The following is a 24333-nucleotide window of genomic DNA, read 5'->3' as shown; positions in this document are numbered from 1 at the left end:
TAGATTGGCTGCCATGCAAGCAGGCATTGCACACATTTTGAGCAAATCGAGTGAATATCCTATGAGCGCGGAGCTTTCCCCCCGGGCAACCGAAATCGCAGACCATACGAAGCTGCTGCTTGCTGCGGGTGGCTATCACGGGTTTAGCTATGCCGATGTGTCCAAACGGGTACATATCGGCAAGCCCAGCATCCACCACCATTTCCCGAGCAAGGCAGAGTTGGTCCTGACCGTAGTCGTACGACACCGGGAACAGGCTCTCGAGGGCCTGGCGGCTCTTGAACAACACATCGATGATCCGCTGGCGCAACTGACGGCCTATACCGATTATTGGACGGAATGCATACGCGAGGGCACGTCGTCCATGTGCATTTGCGCCATGCTGGCTGCCGAATCGCCCATGATCCCGCAAGAGATCGCGGACGAGGTGCGGGGCTATTTCCAAGACCTGACGGCCTGGATCGCGACGGTTTTGGAAAAGGGTGTGGCAAAGTCGCAATTCCAATTGCGTGATAGCCCCCTGGTCGAGGCTCGGACCTTTATGTCCACGGTGCATGGCGCGATGCTGACTGCGCGGGCCTTGAGGGATCCTGAATCATTCCAGGCAATTTCACGTACCGCGATAAGTCGACTGAAGGCATAGACCGGATCTACCTTACGACGAGGGCCGCAAGGCACTCATTTTTTTGACTATTCAATCGATCAACTAGTTGGTTGCTAACATGCCTCATCCTATTTCCGCCTTGGGCGCCTTCCATACCGTCGCCAGCCTGGCCACGTTTGCCGCGGGACTTTATAGCTACGCCCGCTACCGGCAAATCGATGCCACCACCCGGTCCGCCAAGGTTTACCTGTCCGGATTGGTGGTCTCTGTGTTCACCTCGTTCGGGCTATCCAGTGCTGGCGGCTTCAATATCGGCCATGCCCTGGGCATCCTGGCGCTGCTTGCAGTACTCGGCGCGCTATTCGTTTCAAAGCTACCCATCCTGGGACGCGCTCGGCCCTACCTATCCCAGTTCGGGTTCGCATTCAGCTTCTTTCTGCTGTTGGTCCCCGGGATCAATGAGACGTTGACGCGGCTGCCCGTTGCCCATCCCCTTGCGGATGGACCTGAATCCCCCATCGTGCGCGGCACGCTAGCGGCATGGCTAGGCATCTTTGTGCTGGGATCCGCAGCGCAGTCCTGGTGGATTCGTTCGCAACGCCGGCGCGCGCAATTGGCTTAGTACGGCTTCGCATCGGCTTGTCACTTTCGAGAGATTTTCGGCGCGGCTCTCGGCGGTATTCCTCGCTCATGCGCCAAGTATTTGTAGCGCGATGCTTATATCGCCCAGGAGATTCAGAATGGATATTTCACGACTTCGCAAGCTTCTCGCCAGCAGCCTGACCGGTGCAGTACTCGCGGCCGGGGGCCTGGCCACCGCCACTGCCGCTGGCGCAGCTGACCAGGGCGCCCGTGTGCGGGGCCATGTCGTCTCGTTGACGGGCGACCAGCTTCAGGTGAAATCACGCGATGGCCAGCCGGTTACCGTGAAGCTCACGGACGGCTGGAAGGTATCCGCCGTACAGAAAGCCAGTATCAGCGATATCAAGCCGGGCGATTTCGTGGGCATTGCATCGTTGCCCAAGTCTGAAGGCGGCGACGGCGCACTGGAAGTGCTGATATTCCCGCCGGCCCTGAAGGGGCTTGGCGAAGGCAGCTACGGCTGGGACTTGAAACCCAACAGCACGATGACCAATGCAACCGTCGGGGATGCGGTCAAGTCGGTGGACGGTAGCGTCGTGACCGTTAACTATCATGGGCAAGAGAAGAAAATCTCTATTCCCAATGGCACGCCGGTCGTCACGCTGGCGCCCGCCACGCCCGACGATGTGAAACCAGAAGCGGCGGTGTTCATTTCCACCCAAAAGGACGCAAACGGCACCCTGTCCGCAGGCCAACTGATCGTGGGCAAAAACGGTGTCGTTCCGCCCATGTAATCAATGGCGCAACCACCATTGCCGGCTGGCGGTATCGGCCAGCCGGCGCGAGGTTTTCCAATGAGCGCTCCTGATTCAACGCACGTGCGAGTGCCACCCACCGGCCCAACGCCTCGTCAGTTCATCCGGCGGCATTCAGTGACGGTGCGCATCACTCACTGGGTAAATGTGTTCTGTCTTTCCATCTTGTTGCTGAGCGGACTGCAAATCTTCAATGCGCACCCCAGGCTTTATTGGGGGCAATATGGGGCAGATGCGGACCAGGCATTCATTGCCATCGGATCCCGCCAACACGAAGACGGCTTGCACGGCTTTTTCCAGGTCGGTTCGCTGCGCATCGAGACGACAGGCATTCTGGGGGTCTCTCGCGAAGGTAATGCCGCCACGGCGCGGGCGTTTCCGACCTGGCTCACCATCCCCTCATATCACGACCTCGGCGCGGGCAGAAACTGGCACTTTCTCTCTGCCTGGCTGCTGGTCATCAATGGCCTGGTCTACTTGGCGCACGGGTTCTGGCGTGGCCATATCCGCCGAGACATATTGCCGAATCGAGACCAGTTGAAACCGCGGCATTTGTGGCACGAAGTGCTGGGCCATGCACGTCTTCGTTTCGCCAAGGGTAGCGAGGCACGACGCTATAACGCCTTGCAAAAAATCACTTACTTGCTCGTGGCGCTGGTCTTGCTTCCATTGATGGTCTTGACCGGATTGACAATGTCGCCCGGCCTGAACGCCGTCTTCCCATTCCTGCCCGACCTGTTCGGTGGACGCCCTTCGGCACGGACGTTGCACTTCATCACGGCGTCCCTGCTCGTGTTGTTTGTCGTCGTCCATGTGTTGATGGTTGTCTTATCCGGTTTCTGGAACAACTTGCGGTCGATGATCAACGGGCGTTACGCCATCGACCATGCGGGAGATGCGTCATGAAGCCAGGATTCTCTCGGCGACGGATTTTGACCGGCTTGATAGCTGGCGCTGGCTCCGCCTTGCTGGCCGGATGCGATCGTATGACACAAAGCGCAGAGTTCGGCTCGGTGCTACGCAATACCGAGAAGCTGACGATGAGCGGCCAGCGGTTGCTGCTTGGCCGCCAATCGCTGGCTCGGGAATACAGCGTGGCAGACCTATCGCCTATGTTCCGCGCCAATGGCACCCAAGCACCCGATTCCGCGGAGTACAACCGCTTGCTTGAACAAGACTTCGTCGATTGGCGATTGCAGGTGGATGGGCTGGTAGAACAGCCGCTGAGCTTGGCGCTTTCCGACCTGAAGCGTCTGCCATCGCGCGCACAGATCACTCGACACGATTGCGTCGAGGGGTGGAGCGCGATCGGGCAATGGCAAGGTGTTGCTCTTGGACGGATCCTGGATCTGGCGCGATTGAAGCCGGGCGCGCGCTATGTCGTATTCCACTGTGCCGACGAACTGGAGATTACATTCGACGGCAGCGGCCGCTATTACGAAAGTATCGACCTGCTGGATGCTTATCACTCTCAAACCATTCTCGCCTATGGCATGAACGGCAAGGACCTGCCCGTTGCGCACGGTGCGCCGCTACGGCTGCGGGTCGAAAGACAACTAGGTTACAAGCAGGCAAAGTACCTGATGAGAATCGAAGTCGTCTCTGCATTCGATGCCTTGTGGGGTGGCCGAGGCGGCTATTGGGAAGATCGCGGCTACGAATGGTATGCGGGCATCTGACGCCGCGCCTGCCTCAAGTGAGAACAAACCATGCACACTGACGGCAGGGCCGTTCATGGGCTGCCGTTGTCTATCTTGCGCGAGCCATCGGGGAAATACGATGCAGCGCTTTTCTCTGCGCCCTCCGCATCGAGAGCCTTCTCGGAAAGCTTGACCCCGTCAGGGGAATAGGTCAGTTCCCTTTTGAGCCGCCCCTGCTCATCGTACTCGCGATGCACCCCCACCGGCCGAGACTGGCCTTGGTATACGCCGCTTGCTTGCAGCACGCCAAGATCCGAGAAGTGTTCAACATAAGTGCCGGCAATGCCACCCGGCTTACGGATGGATTGGTCCGTGCGCTTTTCCTTCACCTTGCCGTTCATGTACCAGAAGGTGGCTTGGATTTCCTTGCCCGCCAGGAAAGTCTGGTCACGCATGGGGGTGCCATCATCCAGCCATTCCCGCTCGACCGCTTCAAGGGCATGCGAAGAGCCAACAAGCTTCTGGCGTTCAATCACCTCGTAGACCAGGCGACCATTGCGGGCATACTCCCGGGTTTGCTGCCCACCCGGGATCTGGCTTGTGATCATTTGCCCGGCCATGGCTGGCTCGGACGGAGAACCCGCCATGGCCGGCGCAAAAGCGACGCAAAGCAAGACGACGCAGGCCAAGAGCCGTGCACGCAAAGAGAAGAAGGTCACCGGAAACCTCAAATCCTAAGTCCAAGTCAGGCAAAGTGTAGGTACAGTGATCCGTTTTCACAAGTTACGCGGCCGTTATTGTTTCTCTATCCCCGATCGGGCGATGATGCCACCGTATTTATCCATTTCCTCGGCCAGGTAAGCCTTGAGCGCCGGGGCGTTCATGTATGTGGCGGTCAGGCCATTCGCCTGAAGCTGTGCGCGCACTTCGGGCTCTTCAAGAACCAGCGCAGTGTCGGCCGAGATTTTTTCTATGATCGCAGGGTCCGTTCCCTTGGGCCCGAAGAAGCCGAACCAATTTGCAATCTCGAAATTCTCGAGGCCCACCTCGCGCGCCGAAGGCACATCGGGCATCAGCGGGTCTCTTTCGTTGCTGGTGACCATGATAGGTTTGAGGCGGCCGGTACGGATGTGCGGCAAGATCACCGGCGGGGTGGAAAAGAAGACATCAAACTGACCACCCAGCAAATCGGCGACCGCGGGAGATGCGCCCTTGTATGGAATATGCATCATTTGAAGCCCGGTCTGAAGCGCCAAGTATTCCCCCGCCAGATGCTGCTGGCCGCCGATACCCGGCGAACCGAACGTAATGGGCATGTCCCTGCCCTTGTTCTTCATTAAAGCCTGGAACGAATCCACCGGCATCTTCGGACCGGAAACGAGAAACAAATGGGCGCTGGAGACCAGCGCTATCGGTGCCAGATCTGCGCGCGGGTCGTACGACATCGTTTTATAGATCAAGGTATTGATCGATACTTCCGGGGTGTAGCCAAGCAAAAGCACGTAACCATCGCTGGCCGCGCGTGCCACATACTCGGCCCCGATCATGCCGCTTGCGCCGCTCCGGTTCTCTACCACGACGGTCTGCTTCCACCGTTTTGCCAGCGACTTTGCGAGGATGCGCGCGGTCACGTCGGTTGCACCGCCCGGTGCATAGCCAACGACAATCGTCACAGGCTTGCTCGGGAACTCCGCGGATGCGACGGCCAACGGCGAACCACAACCGATCGCCATAGCCACCCACGCAACGATCTTCTGCCAGGATTTCATTTTTGTCTCCGTTATGTTGAACGCATAACGCCGATCACATCTGAATATCTCTATTCTTCGACCCTACGTTCTATGGGTACCAAGGTGGCCTGCAAGCGCTCACCTTTGGTGTGAAAATCAAGCAAGGCCTCGTTGAAAAAGTCGGCGCGGTCGTACTGCAGCCAATGCGCAGCGCGCGGAACGATACAGACGGCGTCGTAGCCGACACGGCCGTTGATGCCGGCTTTCCTTCCCTCGAGATCGTTGCTGTGGAAGGGATCTTCTGCACCGATAAACACGCGGATATCCTGGCTGACGCGCTCCAGCATCGCCAGCATCTGGGAACCTTGAGAAAGACCGCGCGTCACGTACCGCGTCTGGCTGATGGTCTCGGCGGCTTTATCGATCAGCGCCGAGTCGATCAGTGCGTGGTTGCACAGCATCAGCTCCCGCAACACACCCTCGACACCCGCTCGAAAGCCCGCCGTCTTCGACAAGGCCGACAGGCGTGCCGGCAAGGCCAGCGCGTATTCGGATCGCGGGCCTACTCCGGGCGGGTTGACCACGACAAGCGATGCCACCCGGTCCGCTCGGGTGCGTGCCAGCGCTGCAGCCACGACAGCGCCGAACGAAAAGCCCACCAGGGTGACCCGGCTCAATCCCTGCTGGTCGAGAAACTCCCCCATCACCGCACATTGCTCATCGACGGTCAGGCAGCGGCCAGGATCGTACGAGCATCCGAATCCTGGCAGGTCGACCGCGATCACCTTGGCGGCCTTGGATAGGGGTTCGACGTTACGCGCCCAATGAGCCCAGCCGCCGTGGCCGCCGTGGATCAATACGATCGGCCGCCCAAGACCGCCACGCACGAAGCATAGGCGCCCGCCATTCAATTCAACGAAGTCGTGAAGAAGCTGCACGCCGGGCACCTGGATGTCTGATGAAGCCTGCCAACCTAGTCGAGCTTTGCACCCACGCGCTCGACGATCGCCTTCCATTGCGCCGAGTCCTTGACGATGGCGGCCGTGAGCTCGGCAGGCGTCGAAGGCCGCGGGGTTGCCCCGTTGGCTTTGATTTTTTCCCCAAGGTCATGATTCAGGGCAGCCGTCACGGCAGCATTTATTTTCTCGATGACCGGTCGAGGAGTCTTGGCGGGCGCAAACAGGGCAAACCACGTAACCGACTCGAATGACGGATAGCCGCTTTCGGCCACCGTCGGCACGTCGGGCAGTGCTGGCGATCTGTTCTTGCTGGTGATGGCCAGGGCCTTGACGGTACCCGACCGGATCTGTCCCAGTACCGCCGGCAACTGGTGGAACGTCATGTGCACCTGTTTGCCGATCAGCCCTGTCAGCGCGTGCGCGGATTCCTTGTACGGCACATGGGTGATGTCTATTCCCGTTGCCACCCGGAATTGCTCGGCGGCGAGGTGCATCGACGTTCCGTTGCCGCTGGAACCGTAGTTGACGGTCTTCGGGCGCGCCTTGGCATAGTCGACGAGATCCTGGACCGAATTGAAGGGCGAGTCCTTGCTCACCAGCAGAACGTTGGGAAGGTCGGCCAGCAGCGTTATCGGTTCGAAGTCTTTCTGTGCATCGTAGGGAAGTTCCCGGTACAACGCCGGATTGATGGCGTGCGTACCCGCAGTGCCCAGCAGTATCGTGTATCCGTCCGGCGCCGCTTTCGCTGCGGCATCGGTGCCTATGATGCCGCCCGCGCCCGGTTTCGCCAGTACGTAGAACTCGGCGCCGTAAGCCTTTTTCAGGATCTCGCCCACATCCAGCGCCATGGCTTGCGTCGCGGCGCCCTGCGAGAAACCCTGGATGATCTGTATAGGGCGATCTGGCCAGGCGGCGGCAGCCGAATTGAAGGCCAGCAATGCCGCCGCGGTGAAAAGTATTTTCTTATGGATCTTCATGTTGTCTCCTCTTGGCCTCACGCCAGATCGTCTTTTATCTGCGGTCGGCTACGGACTTTCTGTTTAATGATTCAAAGCCGGATGTACACCGCCTTCTTCTCCATGAACGCCTCGATGCCTTCTATACCGCCTTCGCGTCCCCATCCTGATTCCTTGTAGCCACCGAAAGGCAGGGACTTATCGGAACCGCCGTAGAAGTTCACCCATACGTTGCCCGTGCGTATCAGCCTTGCAACGCGGTGTGCCGTCGAAACGCTTCGCGTGAAAATGCCGGCGCCCAAGCCAAATCGCGTGGCGTTGGCCAGCGTTTCTACATCATCGATCCCGGCAAACGGCATGGCACCCAGAACCGGCCCGAAAATCTCTTCGCGCATGAAGCGCATGTCCACGCGGGTTCCGGAAAATACGGTGGGCTGAACGAAATAACCATTGCGATCGAGACGCTGCCCGCCCGCCACCAGTTCAGCGCCTTCGGAACGAGCGCTGTCGATGTACGACATGACGCGATCGCGCTGGTGCTCGGATATCAGCGGCCCGAGTTCGGTATCGGCGTCGAAGCCGTCTCCGATGCGCATGTTCGACGCAACGCCGGCAATGCCTGCGAGGACTTCTTCATAGACACCCTGCTGAACGAACAGGCGCGAACCGGCATAACAAATCTGTCCACTGTTCGAGAAGATCGCGGCTGCGGCGCGTGGGATGGCGATTTTCAGGTCGGCATCGTCAAAAATGAAAACCGGCGACTTGCCTCCCAGTTCCAGCGTAAGACGCTTCATGTTCCCGGCCGCCGCGTGCAATAGCCCCTTGCCGACTTCTGTCGATCCGGTGAAAGAGATTTTGTCGACATCGGGATGGTCGGCCAGCGCCGCCCCGACCACCGCTCCTTCGCCAGTCACCACATTCAATACACCCGGCGGGATGCCGGCCTCCAGCGCCAACTGTCCCAGCCGCAATGCGGTAAGCGGAGTCTGCTCGGCAGGTTTCAGGACGCAACTACAGCCGGCCGCCAACGCAGGCCCGATCTTGTTGCACGCCGCCGGCAGAGGTGAATTCCAGGGCACGATCAACGCGGCCACGCCTATCGGCTCGCACAGCGAATAGGCGTGGAACTCGGCACGCAGTCCGGATATATCCGATGTCACGCCATGGACCTTGGTGCACATGCCCGCGTAATATCGCAGGCCGTCCAAGGCGCGCTCGATGGCGCGCCTGGCCATTGAGGCCGGCATGCCGTTGTCCATGACTTCAAGCGTGGCCAGTTCATCGATATTCTCTTCGAGCAGCTCGGCAAGGCGCCACAGCGTTTTCTCGCGATGAACAGCCGACGCCTTGCGCCAGCTTCCCTTGTCGAATGACGCGCGCGCCGCACGCACGGCCAGATCTACATCGTCCGCCCCACCCTCGGCAACCTGGGTGATTACTTGACCGTTGGCCGGATTTTCCACCGCACGCAATTTTCCTGTCGTCGCGGTGACCGACTTTCCATCGATCAGCATGTCCAGCCGGGGGCTTATACCTCGCGGCAACGTCCCTTGCACCTTGGTTGATTCCATTACGTCCTCCTTTAGTTCCAGCCGCCCGAGCGAGTCAGGAAAGGGCGTACCGCATCCAGGCTCTGCATGTCGTCGAATGTCCTCAAGCACGCGAACAGCGCCGCGGCCGCTTCGTCTCCTATTGCAGGAGCCACAAGCGAATGGAACTTGCGTTCCATGTCCTTCCAGCCCATGGGACGTTCCGGGTTGCCCAGTGCCATGGGCGTATGGGCGTTCACGGTCGTACCGTCATGCAGGGTGGCCTGAAACCGTGCCGCAGTAACGGCCATGTCGTCCACCGCCACGAGTTCCACTTTCGCCACCAAGTCGCGCAACAGGGGCTCCACCATGTTCGACGCGGTGAAATCCCCCTGCGTGACCGTGCGGCCCGACAGGGCCAGGGCCGTACAGAACGCCAGGCTGAACTTCCCTTCATAGGGAGTGGTCGGAGCGCCAATGCCCGCCAACTGAATGGCCAGGGGATTGACCCGCACCTGAATCGTACGAATGCGCGATAGATCGAGCGTGGCCCCGACATCCTTGGCGGCATCGATGACAGGGTGAGTCAGCAGGCACGAGGCATATGGCTTGAACGTATTTCGGGTGATTTCCCAGCCGTCGCCGAAATCCATTGCCGGCACCATCGACGCACCATCCTGCACAAGCGCGCGATCCAGGCCGCCCCCGGGCTCGATCATATCCAGGGCCGCGTCGTAGCCCGCGTAAGCCATCTCCGCTGACAAAACCCCGTTGAATGCGGCCTTTCCCGCATGGAAAGGTTTTGCCGGCGTGCCGAATGAGCCGGTCAGGCCACCTACCTGCGTCGCCGCCAGGCCTAATGCACGTTGAATCGCTATTTCGTCGAGTCCGTACAATACCGAGGCCGCCACGGTCGCGGCGAAGCATCCGAAAACGCCGGTGGCGTGGATATGCCGCTCGTTGGTCGCGATGCCGAATCCTCCGCATCCCAATCGTGCGCCCACTTCGAAACCTGTCACAAATGCATTGAGAATCTGTACCGGCTTGGCGTTCAGGTGGGTTCCTACGGCAAACGCAGCAGCCCACGCGGGACCGCTCAGGTGAGCGATCGATCCGACGTGCGTGTCATCGAAATCCAGACAATGCGCCATGGTTCCGTTGATTAGCGCTGCCACGCCTGGCGCAGTCGTGCCATCGAGTAAAACCTGGGCTCGGCCTTGCGTGTGCCAGCCCTGTACCACGCGATGCAGGGCCTGGATAGCCGCATAATCACGGGCGCCTATCGCAACACCGAACCAATCGACGATACAAAATCTCGCCGCTTCGAGTACATGCGGCGGAAGTGCCCGCGTATTCGCGTCCAGTACAAAGCCAGTCACGCTGCCAGCATTGCTGACAGGTCGCTTGGCGCTGGTCTCGGCAAGACGTGTGTGCATGGTTGTTCCTTTACGATTGAGGGACGCCAGGACGCAGTTCATCCAAGAGCGCCTCGTTGTGTTCGCCCAAGGCGGGCGCTGGCCTGCGCTGGCCCGCTGTGAGGCCGGAGGCCGCCAACGGATTGGCCAAAACCGGAATCCGGCCCTCGGACGGATGCGCAACCCACTGGATCAGGCCGCGCGAGCGCACGTGGGGTTGCGCCATTGCCTCGTCCGGCGAGTACACGGGCACGATGGGAACGTTGTTTTCCATCATCCACGCCACCAGCTCGTCCCGGTCCCTGGACAAGCACAGATCGCGCAAGGCATCGCGGTAAAGCTGGGCACGGCTGCCATGCTGGCTATGCCTGTCTTGCGGGCCTTCCTCTGCGTTGATCAGGTCGGGACGGCCGATGACGTTGCAGAAGTGCGTCCAGATTCGAGCCTCGAGCAGCGACACCGCAACGGCCCGCTGGTCGCGCGTCTGATAAGTGCAGTACCTGGGGTTGCCTCCCCAGAGTTCCATGGGCGGCGTCATGTGATTGCCGGCGGCCCGCGCCAAAGCAGACCCAGCCACGATGTTGGTCATGCTGAATAGCGCATCGAACATGGAGACATCCAGGTACGCTCCGATGCCCGTTGCCGTGCGCCGGTGCAACGCGGCCATGATGCCCATTGCTGCATAGCTCGCCGCCGCATAGTCGCCCGCCTGGAATGCCGGTACCGGTGGCGCATCTGCCCCCCCGACGCCCATGACGCCGCTGACCGCCTGGACCACAAGGTCATGCCCCGGGATACTGGAAAGCGGACCGGACTGCCCAAACCCCGTTACAGAGCAATAGATGACACCGGGGTTGCGCTGCTTGACCGTGGCGTAGTCCAGGCCCATTCGTTCTGTAACGCCGACCCGGAACGTCTCGACGACGACGTCGGCCTCATCCATCAGGCTTAATGCAACTTCCCGATCCTCGGCCTGCCACAGGTCGAGCGCAAGGCTGCGCTTATTGAGATTGACGGTGTTGAAATACACGCTGTCGCACTTGAAATTGGGCGAGTTGTGCCGCCCAAGATCGCCTATTCCGGGCTGCTCTATCTTGATGACATCGGCGCCCAGGTCTCCCAGCATCTGCGTGCACCAGGGCCCGGGCAACATGCGGCTGAAGTCCAGGACACGTATGCCCTCCAACGCCGCTGGGGTTCGTTCAGAAGGAAAAGACATGGCAAGATCCTGGATCAATGAATAAGTCAGCGGCCGCTAAAGCTGGCCTCTCGCTTGTCGAGGAACGCCGAAACGCCCTCGCGCTTGTCCTCGGTGCCGTAGATCGCCGTGACCAACGAAAATTCGTATTCGATGCCGCGAAGCAGATCCATCTGCATGCCGTGGTGAACCGCTCGCTTGGCAAAAGCCAGGCTGATCGGGCCGCGCTTTTCATAGATCGAGATCATGCGTTTCGCTTCCTGCAGTGCCTGGCCTTGCTCGACCAGCTTCGTGATCAAGCCCGTTCGGTACGCTTCATCAGCATCGATGGCATCGGCCGAAAAAAGCATGGACATGGCGTTCGAAGGGCCCACCAGGCGCGGCAAGCGCTGGGTTCCACCGAACCCGGCCACCGTGCCGATGCGAGCGCTCGTGATGGCATAGCTGGACCCCCGCGCACCGACCCGGATGTCGCATGCCATCGCAAGTTCCAGGCCTCCGGTGATGCAGAACCCTTCAATGGCGGCCAAGACAGGTTTGTCCAGCGATTCCACCAGTGTGCAAAGGCGATTCGCATTGCCGAAGAAGGCATCGCCGTCCATGACGGACTCGACTTGCAGCGCCTCGTTCAGATCCGCGCCCGCCGAGAAGAACCGATCGCCGCCTGTCAGGACAATGCCCCGCACGGCCGCGTCACCGTTGGCCGAGCGCATGGCGTCACTGATTTCTTCCATGGTCTGGATACTCAGGGCATTGCGCTTGTCCGGGCGGTGAATCCTGATGATCGAGGCAGCCCCGTCATGTTCGGTCTGAATGTTTTGATAAGCCATCGTCTCTCCGTGGGTCAAATTGGAATCGGTGTCGCATGAACCAAGGCATGCAGGATCGATTCGTTATCGCGCGCAAGCGGGGCCCCGGGCCGCCGTATATCGGGGGGCGTCAGCGTCAGGCGCAGCGGAACGGCGAGCGCCGGCCATTGATCCCCACCCTCTTCCACCTTGAAGTGCAGGCGCCGTGCAGCGGTCTGCGTGCAGCCCATCACCTGGGGCGGCGTCATGATCGGTGCAATGCGCGCCCCGACTCGTACTGCATCCACATCGTCGTGCGTCACCACTTCGGCCGTATAACTAGCCAGGCCGTCGTTCCAGGCGGCCTGCGTCGACCAGGCGACGATGTCCTGCATGGACAGGTCGATGTACTGCCCTTCGCCGCTGCGATCCCGATAGGCGAGCGCGCCCAGGATGGCAACCACCGACATGGCCGCCCCCATGACGTCGGCGCTGGACATGCCCGTCTTCAGCGGAATGCCTTTGCTGCGCACCAGATCCATCAGGCCCGACATGCCCTGCACCACTGTGTCAAAGGCGGGGCGCCCCGCGTAGATCGAATCGGCGCCAAAGCCCGATACAGAGCAATACACCATACGTGCATTGATGCCCCGGATTGCCGATACCGAAAAGCCTCGTTTGGCCAATGCACCCGGCTTCAAGTTCTCGAGGAGCACATCCGATGTTTCGATCAAATGGCGCAATACAAGGCGATCTTTTTCTTGATCAAGATCCAGGGTCAGGTTGCGTTTGTCGGAATTGCTGACGGTGAAGAAAACGCTCTGCCCACGATCGAAGGGTGCCCACCCGCGCGCCGCCTCGCCTTCAGGCGGCTCGATCTTGATAACGTCGGCACCGAGCGCGGCAAGATGCCGTGCCGCAATCGGCGCAGTCGTGTAATGTCCGATTTCCAGCACACGCAAACCGCTCAGCGTCGGTGTCGCGCCGGCAGTGGCCGTGCGGGCCGAAGGGCGATTGGCAATCAGCGCCATGATTGCCTCGGCATCTGCGCCAGGCGCGGGAACCCGCGTCAAGGCGCGTCCCGGCGTCCGGCTCATTTTCAAGGGCGAACCCGGGGTGTATCCGCCGTCATCGCCCGAAGCGTCGTCGAAGCGCCAGATCATTCGACGATGCTCCAGATTGGGCTCGCGGGGATAGCGGTCGATGGGAGTGATCGGACCACCGGGAATACTGGCCTGTGCAAAGGCCGCCACGCATTCGTTCAGGGTGTTTTGGCCTACCCAGTGTTGCACGGCAGAATCCACTTCATCGACGCGCTCGACGCGGGCAGTCGAACTTGCATAACGTGGATCAGCAGCCAGTTCCGGCCTGCCCATCCGTTCGCATAATCGGCGCCATTGCTCATTGCTTCCGGTGCATATCAGGATCCAGCCATCCTTTGCCCGATATACGTTCCAGGGTGCGGACAGGGTATGCCGATTGCCCATGCGACGCAGCTTGTCGCCGTCCTCGGCCTGGATCAACAGGCGCGAGAAGAAGGAAGACATGGCATTGAAGCCGCAGTCGTACAACGCCATATCGATAAGTTGCCCCGGCCCGCCTCTGGCCACCAGGCGATGCGCGGCCAGCACAGCGCCGGCCGAATGCACTCCGCACATATATTCCAGAATCGGCAGCGGTACTGACAGCGGCGGCGCCTCTGGCAACCCCGTGGTGCTGGTCAGCCCGGTCATTGCCTGGATCTGCGCGTCACAATGGGGTTGCCCGGCCATGGGGCCATTTTGTCCCCATGCAGTGACATCGCAAACGATCTGCGTATCCAGGCGACGCCAGCCGGCCATATCGGGATGCAAGAGATCGCTCGAGGTCACGACCACGTCCGCGCGGTCCAGCACCTTGCGTACCAACGCGGCCTGGTTTTTCCCTGCGAACAGGCTTAATTTTCCGGCCAGCATCTGGTCGCGCCAATTCCACTTGACCGACAGATTGGCAGCATCGGCCCTTGCTTCCGGGGGCTCGATAACGATGATCGTGGCGCCCAATTGAGCCAATAGCGAACAACATACCGAAGCGCCGGTTCGTTCGCCGAGCTCGACGATCAGGATGTCATGGAGCGCGCCGGGCGCCTCAGATACAGGCTTCTGCATGGCAGCCGTCAACGCGTAGCCGGCGTGGTGCGGAACACGGGTTTGCGCTTTTCCCGAAACGACTTGCCCGCTTCCTTGGCCTCGTCAGTGGGGTAATAAAGCGCCACCGCATGCAGCCCCATGGCCGAAATTCCCTTGATGCCATCGCTGTCGGCATTGAAGGACGCCTTGGCTATGGCAATTGCCGTGGGACTCATCGTCAGGATCTCCGAACACCATCGCGCGACTTCGGCGTCCAGCGACTCGTCGGCGACCACCACATTGACCAGGCCCATCCGTTCGGCCTGCTCGGCGCTATACCGTCGGCAAAGAAACCACATTTCGCGCGCGCGCTTTTCACCGACGACGCGCGAGAGATAAGCAGTGCCAAAACCGGTATCCACCGATCCGACCCGGGGTTCCACCTGGCCGAATACCGCGCTCTGCGCCGCGATGGTCAGGTCGCAGAGCGTCGCCAATACATTGCCGCCCCCAATGGCATACCCACGCACCTTGGCAATCACCGGCTTGGGTACATCGCGAATCGCCGCGTGCAGTCTATCCAGTGGCACGCCGGTGATGCCCTGCGAGCTACGCTCGGACTTGGTGTCCGAGGTGTCCCCGCCTACGCAGAACGCCCGCGTGCCCGCACCGGTCAAGACAATGACGCCTATCGCCCTGTTCCAACCGGCACGATGTATCGCATCGGTCAGCTCTTCATACATGCCGACCCTGATCGCATTGAGCGAATCCGGACGATTGAGCGTAACCGTTGCGACACCGTCCTGTTCCTCGTAAAGCACATCGCGATATTCGGGCTTGACCATTTCTGCCTCCACGTTTTCCATTACGGCCGGAATGCCGCGATTTCAGTTAGCTCACGCCCTTCTATCAAGGCGAGAATCTGGTTCGTGCCGTCGGGAACGGTGAACATGCGCACATCCCTGTAAAGCTGCTCTATGCCCATTTCTTTGGTCAAACCCATCGCACCGTGAACTTCCATTGCCATGGACACGGCGCGCTGGCATGCCTGCACCGCGTAGCGCTTCGCCATGGCCGACACATGATTCGCCCGATCGCCGTTATCGATGCAATTCAAGGCGTAATAACAAAGCAGCCGACTTGTCGTGACCGCCGTCGAAATATCGGCCAGAAGATGCTGTACCAACTGGAAACTGCCGATCTGACGCCCGAACTGCACTCGGTCTTTCGCATACTGGCTCGCCGCGTCGAGCGCCTTCTGCGCCAGGTGGACGCAGAACAGCCCGAATATGGGGCGATTGGCCAGCCAGGTCAGCGTAAGCACCTTGGCCGCATCGCCCGCCTCGCCCAAGGCATCCGACTTGGGTGCACGGCAGTTCTCGAATAGAACCTCGCTAAGATGGCCCTGCTTCAAGCCAAGTACTTCGATTTCTCGTGTGGTAAAGGGTGATGCCTGTCTATCCACCATCACTCGCATCATGCGGCTCAGGCCTTTGTCGTCCTTGCCCACCGTGCACGTCACATTGATGACATCGCAGATGCTTGCGTTGGTGATCCAGATCTTTCGCCCCTCGATCACGTAGTGGTCGCCGTCTTCCACGGCACGAGTCTTGATGCTTCGGGGGTCCGATCCGACACCGGGTTCGCTTACGCCGGTACAAGCGATCTTCTTTCCGGAAATCAGGTCTGGAAGAATGCGTTCGCGCTGCGCTGGCGTGCTGGCATGATGAAGCCTTGCCCCAGTCCCCTCGTGCGCAATCACCGACAGGCCAATGGCGGGCGGCAGTTGCTCGTACATCAATCCCATGGTCAACGCCGACATTTCCGAGCCACCAGCGGACTCGGGAATGCGTGCTCCGGTCAGGCCGACAGAGGCGCATGTCAGAAAGATCTGCTGCATCGCAGATTTTGGTAAAGGCGTATCCGGATCATGCGCGGCCAGGATGGGAGCGATGTCGCGCTCGACCATCTTCTGGGTCGATTCCTGCACCATGCGTTGTTCGAAATCCAGCTGAAAATCCATCAAGACCATCCTTCGAATAAGAGACTTCTTTAATGCGATCTTTGCCTGCCCGCGCGCGGTGCACCATTGATGCGTGTTGGGCTTCTCGCGTCGAGCAGCCGGCTTGTGACTGCATACTAGAGGTGCTAAATTTCGCCGTCTAATACCGTTTTCGGAACGCGCAATCCGAAATACAGATCGCGATGGCCGCGTCTATCCGGAGCTGGTTTCCATGAGCACAAGCATCGAACTCAAGCATCTTCGACACTTCGTCGCGCTTGCCGAGGAACTCCACTTCGGCCGCGCCGCCAGGCGATGCAACATCTCTCAGCCGGCCTTCAGCGTATCCATCCAGCAACTGGAACAAGCGCTAGGGTTTTCCGTGGTCGAGCGCAATCCGCAGGGGGTGCGCCTGACCTCGGCCGGATCTTTTTTTTACGGTGAAGCCGAGAAGGCGTTGGCGCAAATCAGGCAAGCGGTCGATGTCGCGGTGCGCGTGCACGATGGAATGCAAGGCACCCTTCGAGTCGGCTTCATGGCATCCATGCTGCCGCGCTGGCTGGACAAGGCGGTGCAGACATTCGAGCGGCAATGCCCAAAAGTGGAACTTCAATTGGTTGAACTGTCTTCGGCCGAGCAGATCGTCGCGCTTCAGCGTAGCCAGATCCAGTATGGTTTCGTGCACATCGCCGTTCTACCCGAGATCTTGAATTCACAGGAACTGCTGCGTGAACGTTTTGTGCTGTGCCTGCCCGCGCAACATCCCAAGGCGCAACTTCCCCGTGCCATCCTGAGCGAATTCCAGGACGAATCGTTCGTCATCTTCGCGCGGGCGTTCTCGCCCACTTATTACGATCAGGTCATTTCTATCTGCGTGGAGGCCGGCTTGCATCCGCGAATCCGACACGAAGCGCGGCACTGGTTGACCGTCATGGCATGCGTGGCCCGAGGCCTCGGCATCAGCCTGGTGCCTGCGGGCCTAGCGCGCACCGGGCTGGAAGGACTGCGCTTTCTGGATATCGAAGCAAGCCCCGTCAAGTCTATCGTTCGGGGCGCCTGGCTCAGGGACTATGAAGACGATCCCATCATCAATCTCTGGCGACAGGTGGTTCAGCGAGTATGGGAACCGGACAGGGAAATACCCCGACCGTAGTCCTTCACCGCCAGGCGTGGCTGCTGGGCTGGAACGTGGTCGAGACAGTGATGGCCAGGATCAGACGCTCTTGGACGCTGCGGCTTCCCGCCGGCGCTTGGCCTCTTCCAATAAGTAGACCTGGTAGTCGTCCAGATCGCCGTCGAAGTCTTTCACGCCACCGCGCGAGACCAGCCAGAATTCGTCGCAGACGGAACGCAACAACGCGCGGTCGTGGCTGACCAGCATCACGGAACCCTCGAACTCGTTCAAGGCAACGCTCAGGGCCTCGCGGGTAGCCAGATCCAGATGGTTGGTCGGTTCGTCGAGCAGCAGCAAATTGGGGCGTTGCCAGACTATCATGCACAAAACCAGGCGCGCCTTTTCACCTCCGCTCATGCTGCCGACAGGCTGCTTGACCATATCGCCGCTGAAGTTGAAGGTACCCAGGAAATTGCGCAGCCCCTGTTCGCGGCAGTCCATGGCGCTGGGACGCACGCTGGCCGGCGTGTCCCGCACCAGGCGTATCATGTGCTCGAGCGGATTATCGGCAGGCCGCAGGACATCCAGTTCCTGCTGCGAAAAGTAGCCGATATTCAAGCCTTTCCCGGTGATGATCTCGCCCGCGATCGGCTGCAATGCGCCGGCAATGGTTTTTACCAGCGTCGACTTACCTTGCCCATTGGCGCCCAGTATGCCGATACGCTGCCCTGCCAATACCGAACGATTGATGTTCTGCACGATGACGGTAGGCTTTGCGCCGGCCGGCGCACCTTCCGGCGGCGGATAGCCGAAGCTGGCTGCGGACATCGACAGCATGGGGTTGGGCAGGCTGACTGGCTCTTTGAATTCGAACTGGAACTCGGCGTCGGCCAAGACGGGCGCGATCTTTTCCATGCGCTCAAGTGCCTTGACGCGGCTTTGAGCCTGCTTCGCCTTGCTGGCTTTGGCCTTGAAGCGGTCAATGAATTTTTGCAGATGCGCAACTTTTTCCTGTTGCTTGGCGTGTGCAGCCTGTTGCAGCAGCATTTGTTCAGCCCGCATGTCTTCGAATTTGCTGTAATTGCCGCCGTAGCGTACCAGTTTGCCATGATCGATATGCAGCGTGACATTGGTAACGGCATCCAGGAACTCACGATCATGGCTTATCACTACCATCGTGCCGGCATAGTTCTTGAGCCAGGCCTCCAGCCACACCAGGGCATCCAGATCCAGGTGGTTGGTAGGCTCGTCAAGCAATAGCAAATCAGACGGGCACATCAGTGCTCGCGCCAGTTGCAGGCGCATGCGCCATCCGCCCGAAAAGCTGTTGACCGGCCTGTCGAGCTCGGCCACGCTGAAGCCCAGCCCCAGAATGAGCGCCTGCGCACGAGAAGGAGCATCGTGCGCGCCGGCATCGTGCAGTGCCATATAGGCGTGCGCCATGCGCATGCCGTCTTCGCTGGCCTCGGATGCGGCAACTTCGGTTTGCGCCGCCAGCAAGACCGTATCGCCCTCGACCACGAAATCCGTCGCGCTTTGCTCGGTTTCGGGCATGTCCTGTGCCACTTGCGACATGCGCCACTGCGCTGGAATGGAAAATTCGCCGCCATCCTCGTGCAGCGTGCCATTGAGCACCGCGAATAACGACGACTTGCCCGCGCCATTGCGGCCGACCAGGCCCACCTTTTCGCCGGGATTGAGCGTAACGGAGGTTTTGTCCAGCAATACTTTGCTGCCGCGACGCACGGTCACGTTCTTGAGGATGATCATCGAGGGTGAATCTTCGTTTCAGGCGAACAAAAAAAGCCCCGACCGAGACCGGTCGGGGTCAGGCTGCATACACGGCCTATGTGGCCTGGATTGTAGCGGATCGTGATATTGGCCGGATTTGGCCCGCCCACACCGAATCAGGATCAATCCACTTTCAACGCCGGGAAGATCTCAGCGTAGAGCTTGCGTTCGGCATCCACCGCGCTGCGATAGCCCGCGCTATCCAGGTACCCAGGCATGACGAGCGCTCCCTGCGCAAAGGATTTGAATTCCGCGGACTGCACCGTCTTCTCGACGGCTGTGCCGATGCGCGCCACGATGTCCGCCGGCGTTCCCGCCGGTGCGAAGACTCCGATGTCCACGCTCAGTGTCAGGGGAATGCCCTCTTCCTTCAAGGTTGGCACATCGGCGAGAGTTGGAGCGCGGGTAGCGCCGAACTGGGCCAGGGCGAGCAGTTTGCCGCCGTCCACCTGGGGCTTGATCGCTACCGGCAAGCCGATAACCAAATCGGCGAAGCCGCCCAGGGCGGCGGTAATGGCGGGAGTCAGGCCGCCGTAGGGCACATGATTGAATTCGATGCCGGCAGCCCGGGCGAAGGCCTCGCCGGCCAGGTGAACTGCCGTCCCCGTGCCTGAACTGCCGAAAACCACCTTGCCGGGGTTTTTCTTGGCGTAGTCGATCAACTGCGGCAACGTCTTGAACGGCGCATTGCTGCGGCTGGCGAGCACATGGGGCGAGGTCGTGCTGCGCGCCACGGGCAACAGGTCTTCGTAGCGGTACTGGGCATTACCCAGCAACGGCGCGACGGTGATGACGGCGGGAGCTGCGTACAGCAGGGTGTAGCCGTCGGGCTTGGCGCGCGCAGCCGCTTGCGTACCGACGACACCGCCCGCGCCCGCGCGGTTTTCGACGATCACGGTCTGGCCAAGTTCCTTGGACATGCCTTCGGCAAGGCGGCGGGCTTCCTGATCGGTGGCACCCGGTGCGTAGGGGACGATCAGCGTGATCGGACGATCGGGGTAGGACTGCGACGCAGCGTGCGCGCCACCGCACACGGCGGCGCCCAGGACGAGCAGTACGGCGCGCAAGAAGCGCATGGAGCGTGAAGGCGTGAACATGGTCGTGATCCCTCGGTTGCGAAATGGCGAAGAGCGCTGGGGAAGGCGGATGGCAGCGGCCGGCCTGGTCAACGGTACTTTTTCTGGAGTTGTTCCGGCAGCAGGTAGCGCTGCTCCATCGCACCGACATCGTCATCGCCGATCAGTGCCATGATCTCTTCAATGCCTACCAGCAGGTCCGGCCGGTCCATGACGACACCACTGTCGGCGGATTCCGTCATAAGCGCCAGCGCTTGCCGCATGCCGGCGATCGCGGCGGCGGTAAGCATGCGGGGCAGCGACACACGCGCCACGCCCATCGCCTGCAACCGGGGAATGGGAACCAGGGGCGTGGTCGCCCGCGACCTGATGCCCAGCCCCATATTGATAGAGAGCGCAATGGGCACTTCATCCACGAATCGCCGGATCTGGTCTTCGCTGCGCACAGCGTCGGGGAAAATCATGTCAGCCCCCGCCGCGGCGTACAACCGGGCCCGCTCGATGGCCTTGTCCAGGCCTTCGACCGCAATGGCGTCAGTGCGTGCAACCAAGATGAAATCATCGTCGCGGCGCGCATCGATGGCGGCCTCGATTTTCTTGGCCATCTCGCGCGCGTCAATGAGCTCCTTGCCGGCATAATGCCCGCAGCGCTTGGGGTATGACTGATCTTCGATGTTGATGCCCGCGACACCCGCGGCCTCGAAGGCGCGCACGGTATGGAACACGGTGATGGCATTGCCGTAGCCCGTATCGGCATCGGCCATCAACGGGATGTCCACTGCGTCGGCCAACGCGCGGCAGGCCTCGACATTTTCCAGCATGGACATGATGCCGATGCTTTCCGACTTGCCCAACCGTGCGTTAGCCAACCCCGCGCCCGTGGTCGATGCAGTGGCGTAGCCCATTTGCTGCGCCAGCCGGATGCTGTAGCCATCATAGACACCGGGCGAAATACAGATTCGGTCGTCATTGATCAGCGCGCGCATGCGTTGTGTCTTGGTCATGGTGTCTGGTCCCCCGGATAAGGAAGCGCGTTGCGGAATGCGTTGGCCACCTCGCCGGCAGTGGCGTACCAAATATCTTTTCGATGGACCAAACGTGAGAGCGCATCGTCCAGATATCGGATGCGGTGCGGCCGTCCGAACAGCCAGCTTCGCAAGCCCAACCCAAGAGAACGGCCGTTGCCGCGGCCGTCGGCCGCAAGTTGATTGGCGGCGTGCTCGACCAGTTCCGGATAGCGCCAAGCGGGTTGTTGCCGCATCCACAGCAGTTGCTGATCATCGAGCTCTACCTGCAAAGGAAGGCTGACGATGGGATTCGGCAGCGTCAGCCAGTACGGTTGCTCGTCGTTGGGCCAGTCAGCCAGGTAGTCGAATCCCGCGTCCGATATCAGGCGCGGAGTACGCGTGGATTCGCCGTGGTCCTGGCCGAACCAGCCGGCCGGCGCAATGCCGCAAGCCTGCGTGACAGCATCGCGCGCCTGCTGGATGATTGAAAGTTCTTCGGCTTCGCTCATGCGACTGGTGATCATCCGGGTGGCATGCGTACCATGCGCCGCAATTTCGTGGCCCTGCTCGGCGCAGGCACGTACCAGTTCGGGATAGCGTTGGCAGATCTCGGCCCCGGCGGCCACCGTTGCCCGTACACCATGGCGGGCCAACGTGTCCAGGATACGGAATACGCCGATGCGTTCGCCATACAGGCGATAGCTGAAGGTGCGCAAGTCTGGAAACTGATGGCCCCACAGGCCTTGCGTGCCCGGCGCGCGATGCATGTTCTGGGGTGTGTCGAGTTCCCAATAGTCCAGATACAGCACGACCCACAGGGCCAGCGGCTTGCCATCGGGCCAATTCAGTGCCGCCCGTGCCGGCATCGGACAGAAGGTGTACAGGTCGTGGTCCATGCCCCGTTGCAGCGTCGTCATGCCGCCACTCCCACGCCAGCCAGCGGTGCTGTTTGATCCCAGAGATTGTCGTAGTACCAGTCGGCGACTTCCGAGCCGGTGGCGATCCAGACATCGTTGTGCGACAGCATATATTCGAGCGCGGCATCCAGGTGTCGGCAACGATGAGGCTGACCCATGTTGTAAGGATGGATGGCAACGGACATTACCCGCCCTTGGTTGGCGCCTTCGCGCCACAGCGTATCGAACGTGTCCGTGACCATGCGGCAGAAATCCGCGGCTTCATATCCTTGGCGATAGGTAACCGCATCATTGAGGTCTACGGAATACGGCATGGAAATCAGCCTACCGCTGCGTACCTTGATCGGCCAGGGTTGTTCGTCGTGCACCAGGTCGCAGAGGTAACGGATGCCTGCCTCGGCGACCAGGTCCGGGGTCAGTAAGGTGTGCGACAGGGCGGGCGACAGCCATCCAGCCAGTTGGCGGCCGGTGCGGCGACGGAACAGCTCGACGCACGTGGCGATGTGTTCGCGCTCGTGTTCTTCGGAAACACCCCACATATAGCGGGTGTTGTACAGCCCGTGGCCTAGATAATCCCACTGGCGGGCTTCGCAGGCGTCGAGAATCTCGGGGTAGTGTTCGATGACGCCCAGATTCAGCGACACCGTGGCGCGGATGCCGTGCTGGTCCAGGACTTCCATCAGGCGCCACAGGCCGGCGCGGTTGCCATAGTCCTTGCCGCCATAGGACAGAATGTCCGGATGAGGCGTGCGCGGATAGGCATCGCGAATGGGATGGGCGGGCGGCAGATATTCATAGTGCTCGATGTTGGGCACGATGCACAGGGCGATCCGCGCGCCGCCGGGCCACTGGATGCGGGGCCGGTCGTGAATGGCGCGGTAGGTGATGCGTTCTTCGGCTGGAATCATGGAAAGTATGAAATGCAAGGCGTAGGGCGGGCGATCGAACCCATGCTAAGCTGGCCGTTGTTGCGGGGGCAATCGAAAGATATTGGTGGCCTGATAAAGAAAATTGATGAGCTACTACCCTTCCTACACCGCACTCAAGTGCCTGGAAGTCAGCGCTAGGCTGTTGAGCCTTACGCGAGCGGGACGCGAGCTGCATCTGACCCAAGGCGCCGTCAGCCACCATATTTCGAAACTGGAAGAGCAACTGGGCGTGGCCCTGTTCGAGCGCCATGCCGGCGGGCTGGCGTTGACCGCGGCGGGCACCTGGTTTGTGCAACAAATGACTCCGGCCATACGCCGGATTGAACAAGCCACGGACGGCCTGCGCAGTGGCGCGCATCGCCAGGAACTTGTGCGCATCTCGGTACAGCCGACATTTGCCGATTACTGGCTGATGCCCAAGCTCAATCGCTTCTCGCTGGATCACCCCGAAATCTGCCTGGATATCGTCGTGCGCTCAGGAGATGCCGATAGCAACGACGCAGTGGACGCCTGGTTCGAACAGTCCACGGGCGCGGCGCCCGGGATCGATGCCTTGAAGATTCTGGATCTGATCTACAAGCCCTATGTATCCCCCGGGCGGTTGGCGGCGTTGGGCTATGCGCGCATGCTGCCGGCAATGGCTCCGGAATCCCTGGTGGACATCCTGCGACGCAGCCCCTTGCTGAAGACCACGGCGACCCAGGTCTGGGAAAACTGGTTGCGTCAAAAAGGCATCATCAGCCAAATCGACCCGGAGCATTTAGGCGACGGGCCACGCTACGCGATGGTGTCGCTGGTGTTGAGGGCAGTGATGGACGGTGTCGGTGTCGCCTTGCTGCCGGGCTATCTGACGGCGGCTCCGCTCAGCCAGGGCGAATTGTTGTGCCTGGACGAGGAAGGCTGGCAGTCCGACCGTCCTTACCACATGCGCTGGGCATCGGGCAGTCGCGCGAGGGGCCTTGCCACGTTGATCGACTGGATGGAGCGAGAGATGGCGGGCGGAGCTCCTTGATTATGCGCGGGACCTGGGTGTCGAGTTTCAATAGGTTGTTTGCGCCGAGCCTAGAGGCCGGTGGTTTATATGCTAGCGCGGATCATCGAAGGTGAATCTTCATGTTCGGGCGAACAAAATCCCTGGCCAGGACTGTAGCGGATCAGGATATTAAGACT

The 24333-nt window shown here is 60.5% G+C and carries 23 protein-coding genes; 7 read left to right on the top strand and 16 right to left on the bottom strand.

The window, feature by feature from the left end; all coding sequences use genetic code 11:
- The first annotated feature begins 61 nt into the window (after window positions 1–61).
- The 5 genes from KW845_RS09600 to KW845_RS09580 all read left to right on the top strand — a co-directional run bounded on the left by KW845_RS09600 (window position 62) and on the right by KW845_RS09580 (window position 3680).
- Window positions 62–643, top strand: coding sequence for a TetR/AcrR family transcriptional regulator (locus tag KW845_RS09600; RefSeq protein WP_218369976.1), 582 nt, complete (start codon window positions 62–64; stop codon window positions 641–643).
- A 79-nt stretch (window positions 644–722) separates the two neighbouring features.
- Window positions 723–1226 (top strand): hypothetical protein, encoded by a 504-nt coding sequence (locus tag KW845_RS09595; RefSeq protein WP_218369003.1) that lies wholly within the window; start codon window positions 723–725, stop codon window positions 1224–1226.
- A 118-nt stretch (window positions 1227–1344) separates the two neighbouring features.
- The gene (locus KW845_RS09590; protein ID WP_218369002.1) at window positions 1345–1980 is read left to right on the top strand and encodes a hypothetical protein; all 636 of its coding nucleotides are present in this window, start codon (window positions 1345–1347) and stop codon (window positions 1978–1980) included.
- Between the two features lie 60 nt (window positions 1981–2040).
- On the top strand, window positions 2041–2907 hold the full coding sequence (locus KW845_RS09585) for a cytochrome b/b6 domain-containing protein (protein ID WP_255592520.1): 867 nt from the start codon (window positions 2041–2043) through the stop codon (window positions 2905–2907).
- 80 nt (window positions 2908–2987) lie between these two features.
- A complete protein-coding gene (locus KW845_RS09580) occupies window positions 2988–3680 on the top strand; it encodes a molybdopterin-binding protein (RefSeq protein WP_255592519.1) in 693 nt (230 codons plus the stop codon).
- A 53-nt stretch (window positions 3681–3733) separates the two neighbouring features.
- On the opposite strand, the gene KW845_RS09575 is transcribed toward KW845_RS09580, so the two are convergent.
- The 11 genes from KW845_RS09575 to KW845_RS09525 all read right to left on the bottom strand — a co-directional run bounded on the left by KW845_RS09575 (window position 3734) and on the right by KW845_RS09525 (window position 16350).
- Window positions 3734–4360, bottom strand: a complete 627-nt coding sequence (locus KW845_RS09575) for a toxin-antitoxin system YwqK family antitoxin (protein WP_218369000.1) — start codon at window positions 4358–4360, stop codon at window positions 3734–3736.
- Window positions 4361–4435: 75 nt separating this feature from the next.
- Window positions 4436–5410 (bottom strand): tripartite tricarboxylate transporter substrate binding protein, encoded by a 975-nt coding sequence (locus tag KW845_RS09570; RefSeq protein ID WP_218368999.1) that lies wholly within the window; start codon window positions 5408–5410, stop codon window positions 4436–4438.
- A gap of 50 nt (window positions 5411–5460) precedes the next feature.
- The gene (locus KW845_RS09565; RefSeq protein ID WP_218368998.1) at window positions 5461–6309 is read right to left on the bottom strand and encodes an alpha/beta fold hydrolase; all 849 of its coding nucleotides are present in this window, start codon (window positions 6307–6309) and stop codon (window positions 5461–5463) included.
- A gap of 35 nt (window positions 6310–6344) precedes the next feature.
- Entirely contained in the window at window positions 6345–7307 is a 963-nt protein-coding gene (locus KW845_RS09560; protein ID WP_218368997.1) for a tripartite tricarboxylate transporter substrate binding protein, read from the bottom strand.
- 71 nt (window positions 7308–7378) lie between these two features.
- A complete protein-coding gene (locus tag KW845_RS09555) occupies window positions 7379–8803 on the bottom strand; it encodes an aldehyde dehydrogenase (protein ID WP_255592517.1) in 1425 nt (474 codons plus the stop codon).
- 68 nt (window positions 8804–8871) lie between these two features.
- Window positions 8872–10254 carry an MmgE/PrpD family protein gene (locus KW845_RS09550; protein ID WP_218368996.1) on the bottom strand — a complete coding sequence of 461 codons (1383 nt, stop codon included), beginning with the start codon at window positions 10252–10254 and terminating at the stop codon, window positions 8872–8874.
- Window positions 10255–10264: 10 nt separating this feature from the next.
- A complete protein-coding gene (locus KW845_RS09545) occupies window positions 10265–11452 on the bottom strand; it encodes a CaiB/BaiF CoA-transferase family protein (protein ID WP_218368995.1) in 1188 nt (395 codons plus the stop codon).
- Window positions 11453–11478: 26 nt separating this feature from the next.
- Window positions 11479–12261, bottom strand: a complete 783-nt coding sequence (locus tag KW845_RS09540; protein WP_218368994.1) for an enoyl-CoA hydratase/isomerase family protein — start codon at window positions 12259–12261, stop codon at window positions 11479–11481.
- A gap of 14 nt (window positions 12262–12275) precedes the next feature.
- On the bottom strand, window positions 12276–14378 hold the full coding sequence (locus KW845_RS09535; RefSeq protein ID WP_218368993.1) for a CaiB/BaiF CoA-transferase family protein: 2103 nt from the start codon (window positions 14376–14378) through the stop codon (window positions 12276–12278).
- Window positions 14375–15172: an enoyl-CoA hydratase-related protein gene (locus KW845_RS09530; RefSeq protein WP_218368992.1), complete on the bottom strand. Its 798-nt coding sequence runs from the start codon at window positions 15170–15172 to the stop codon at window positions 14375–14377. Before KW845_RS09530 ends, KW845_RS09535 begins: the two co-directional genes overlap by 4 nt.
- Before the next feature lie 20 nt (window positions 15173–15192).
- The gene (locus tag KW845_RS09525) at window positions 15193–16350 is read right to left on the bottom strand and encodes an acyl-CoA dehydrogenase family protein (protein WP_218368991.1); all 1158 of its coding nucleotides are present in this window, start codon (window positions 16348–16350) and stop codon (window positions 15193–15195) included.
- Window positions 16351–16561: 211 nt separating this feature from the next.
- On the opposite strand from KW845_RS09525, the gene KW845_RS09520 reads away from it, so the two are divergent.
- Entirely contained in the window at window positions 16562–17482 is a 921-nt protein-coding gene (locus tag KW845_RS09520; RefSeq protein WP_218368990.1) for a LysR family transcriptional regulator, read from the top strand.
- Window positions 17483–17542: 60 nt separating this feature from the next.
- On the opposite strand, the gene KW845_RS09515 is transcribed toward KW845_RS09520, so the two are convergent.
- From KW845_RS09515 to KW845_RS09495, 5 genes are all read right to left on the bottom strand, one after another.
- Window positions 17543–19213, bottom strand: coding sequence for an ABC-F family ATP-binding cassette domain-containing protein (locus KW845_RS09515; RefSeq protein WP_218368989.1), 1671 nt, complete (start codon window positions 19211–19213; stop codon window positions 17543–17545).
- A gap of 143 nt (window positions 19214–19356) precedes the next feature.
- Complete coding sequence (locus KW845_RS09510; RefSeq protein WP_218368988.1) at window positions 19357–20331, bottom strand: tripartite tricarboxylate transporter substrate binding protein; 975 nt, start codon at window positions 20329–20331, stop codon at window positions 19357–19359.
- Between the two features lie 68 nt (window positions 20332–20399).
- A complete protein-coding gene (locus tag KW845_RS09505; protein ID WP_218368987.1) occupies window positions 20400–21314 on the bottom strand; it encodes an oxaloacetate decarboxylase in 915 nt (304 codons plus the stop codon).
- Window positions 21311–22234, bottom strand: coding sequence for a polysaccharide deacetylase family protein (locus KW845_RS09500; RefSeq protein ID WP_218368986.1), 924 nt, complete (start codon window positions 22232–22234; stop codon window positions 21311–21313). The genes KW845_RS09505 and KW845_RS09500 overlap by 4 nt, the downstream gene beginning before the upstream one ends.
- On the bottom strand, window positions 22231–23142 hold the full coding sequence (locus KW845_RS09495; RefSeq protein ID WP_218368985.1) for a polysaccharide deacetylase family protein: 912 nt from the start codon (window positions 23140–23142) through the stop codon (window positions 22231–22233). Before KW845_RS09495 ends, KW845_RS09500 begins: the two co-directional genes overlap by 4 nt.
- 106 nt (window positions 23143–23248) lie before the next feature.
- Between KW845_RS09495 and KW845_RS09490 the strand changes: the two genes are divergently transcribed.
- Window positions 23249–24175 carry a LysR family transcriptional regulator gene (locus KW845_RS09490; RefSeq protein WP_218368984.1) on the top strand — a complete coding sequence of 309 codons (927 nt, stop codon included), beginning with the start codon at window positions 23249–23251 and terminating at the stop codon, window positions 24173–24175.
- Window positions 24176–24333: the final 158 nt, after the last annotated feature.

The sequence above is a fragment of the Bordetella sp. BOR01 genome, from assembly GCF_019218885.1.
GTDB lineage: Bacteria > Pseudomonadota > Gammaproteobacteria > Burkholderiales > Burkholderiaceae_B > Bordetella_A.
This window is presented reverse-complemented; position numbering and strand designations above follow the sequence as displayed.

Excerpts from the sequence above, each read along its gene's own strand:
- KW845_RS09600 (WP_218369976.1), top strand. The coding sequence starts at position 62 with ATGAGCGCGGAGCTTTCCCCCCGGGCAACCGAAATCGCAGACCATACG.
- KW845_RS09595 (WP_218369003.1), top strand. The coding sequence starts at position 723 with ATGCCTCATCCTATTTCCGCCTTGGGCGCCTTCCATACCGTCGCCAGC.
- KW845_RS09590 (WP_218369002.1), top strand. The coding sequence starts at position 1,345 with ATGGATATTTCACGACTTCGCAAGCTTCTCGCCAGCAGCCTGACCGGT.
- KW845_RS09585 (WP_255592520.1), top strand. The coding sequence starts at position 2,041 with ATGAGCGCTCCTGATTCAACGCACGTGCGAGTGCCACCCACCGGCCCA.
- KW845_RS09580 (WP_255592519.1), top strand. The coding sequence starts at position 2,988 with ATGACACAAAGCGCAGAGTTCGGCTCGGTGCTACGCAATACCGAGAAG.
- KW845_RS09570 (WP_218368999.1), bottom strand. The coding sequence starts at position 5,410 with ATGAAATCCTGGCAGAAGATCGTTGCGTGGGTGGCTATGGCGATCGGT.
- KW845_RS09560 (WP_218368997.1), bottom strand. The coding sequence starts at position 7,307 with ATGAAGATCCATAAGAAAATACTTTTCACCGCGGCGGCATTGCTGGCC.
- KW845_RS09555 (WP_255592517.1), bottom strand. The coding sequence starts at position 8,803 with ATGCTGATCGATGGAAAGTCGGTCACCGCGACGACAGGAAAATTGCGT.
- KW845_RS09550 (WP_218368996.1), bottom strand. The coding sequence starts at position 10,254 with ATGCACACACGTCTTGCCGAGACCAGCGCCAAGCGACCTGTCAGCAAT.
- KW845_RS09545 (WP_218368995.1), bottom strand. The coding sequence starts at position 11,452 with ATGTCTTTTCCTTCTGAACGAACCCCAGCGGCGTTGGAGGGCATACGT.
- KW845_RS09540 (WP_218368994.1), bottom strand. The coding sequence starts at position 12,261 with ATGGCTTATCAAAACATTCAGACCGAACATGACGGGGCTGCCTCGATC.
- KW845_RS09530 (WP_218368992.1), bottom strand. The coding sequence starts at position 15,172 with ATGGTCAAGCCCGAATATCGCGATGTGCTTTACGAGGAACAGGACGGT.
- KW845_RS09525 (WP_218368991.1), bottom strand. The coding sequence starts at position 16,350 with ATGGATTTTCAGCTGGATTTCGAACAACGCATGGTGCAGGAATCGACC.
- KW845_RS09520 (WP_218368990.1), top strand. The coding sequence starts at position 16,562 with ATGAGCACAAGCATCGAACTCAAGCATCTTCGACACTTCGTCGCGCTT.
- KW845_RS09515 (WP_218368989.1), bottom strand. The coding sequence starts at position 19,213 with ATGATCATCCTCAAGAACGTGACCGTGCGTCGCGGCAGCAAAGTATTG.
- KW845_RS09510 (WP_218368988.1), bottom strand. The coding sequence starts at position 20,331 with ATGTTCACGCCTTCACGCTCCATGCGCTTCTTGCGCGCCGTACTGCTC.
- KW845_RS09505 (WP_218368987.1), bottom strand. The coding sequence starts at position 21,314 with ATGACCAAGACACAACGCATGCGCGCGCTGATCAATGACGACCGAATC.
- KW845_RS09500 (WP_218368986.1), bottom strand. The coding sequence starts at position 22,234 with ATGACGACGCTGCAACGGGGCATGGACCACGACCTGTACACCTTCTGT.
- KW845_RS09495 (WP_218368985.1), bottom strand. The coding sequence starts at position 23,142 with ATGATTCCAGCCGAAGAACGCATCACCTACCGCGCCATTCACGACCGG.
- KW845_RS09490 (WP_218368984.1), top strand. The coding sequence starts at position 23,249 with ATGAGCTACTACCCTTCCTACACCGCACTCAAGTGCCTGGAAGTCAGC.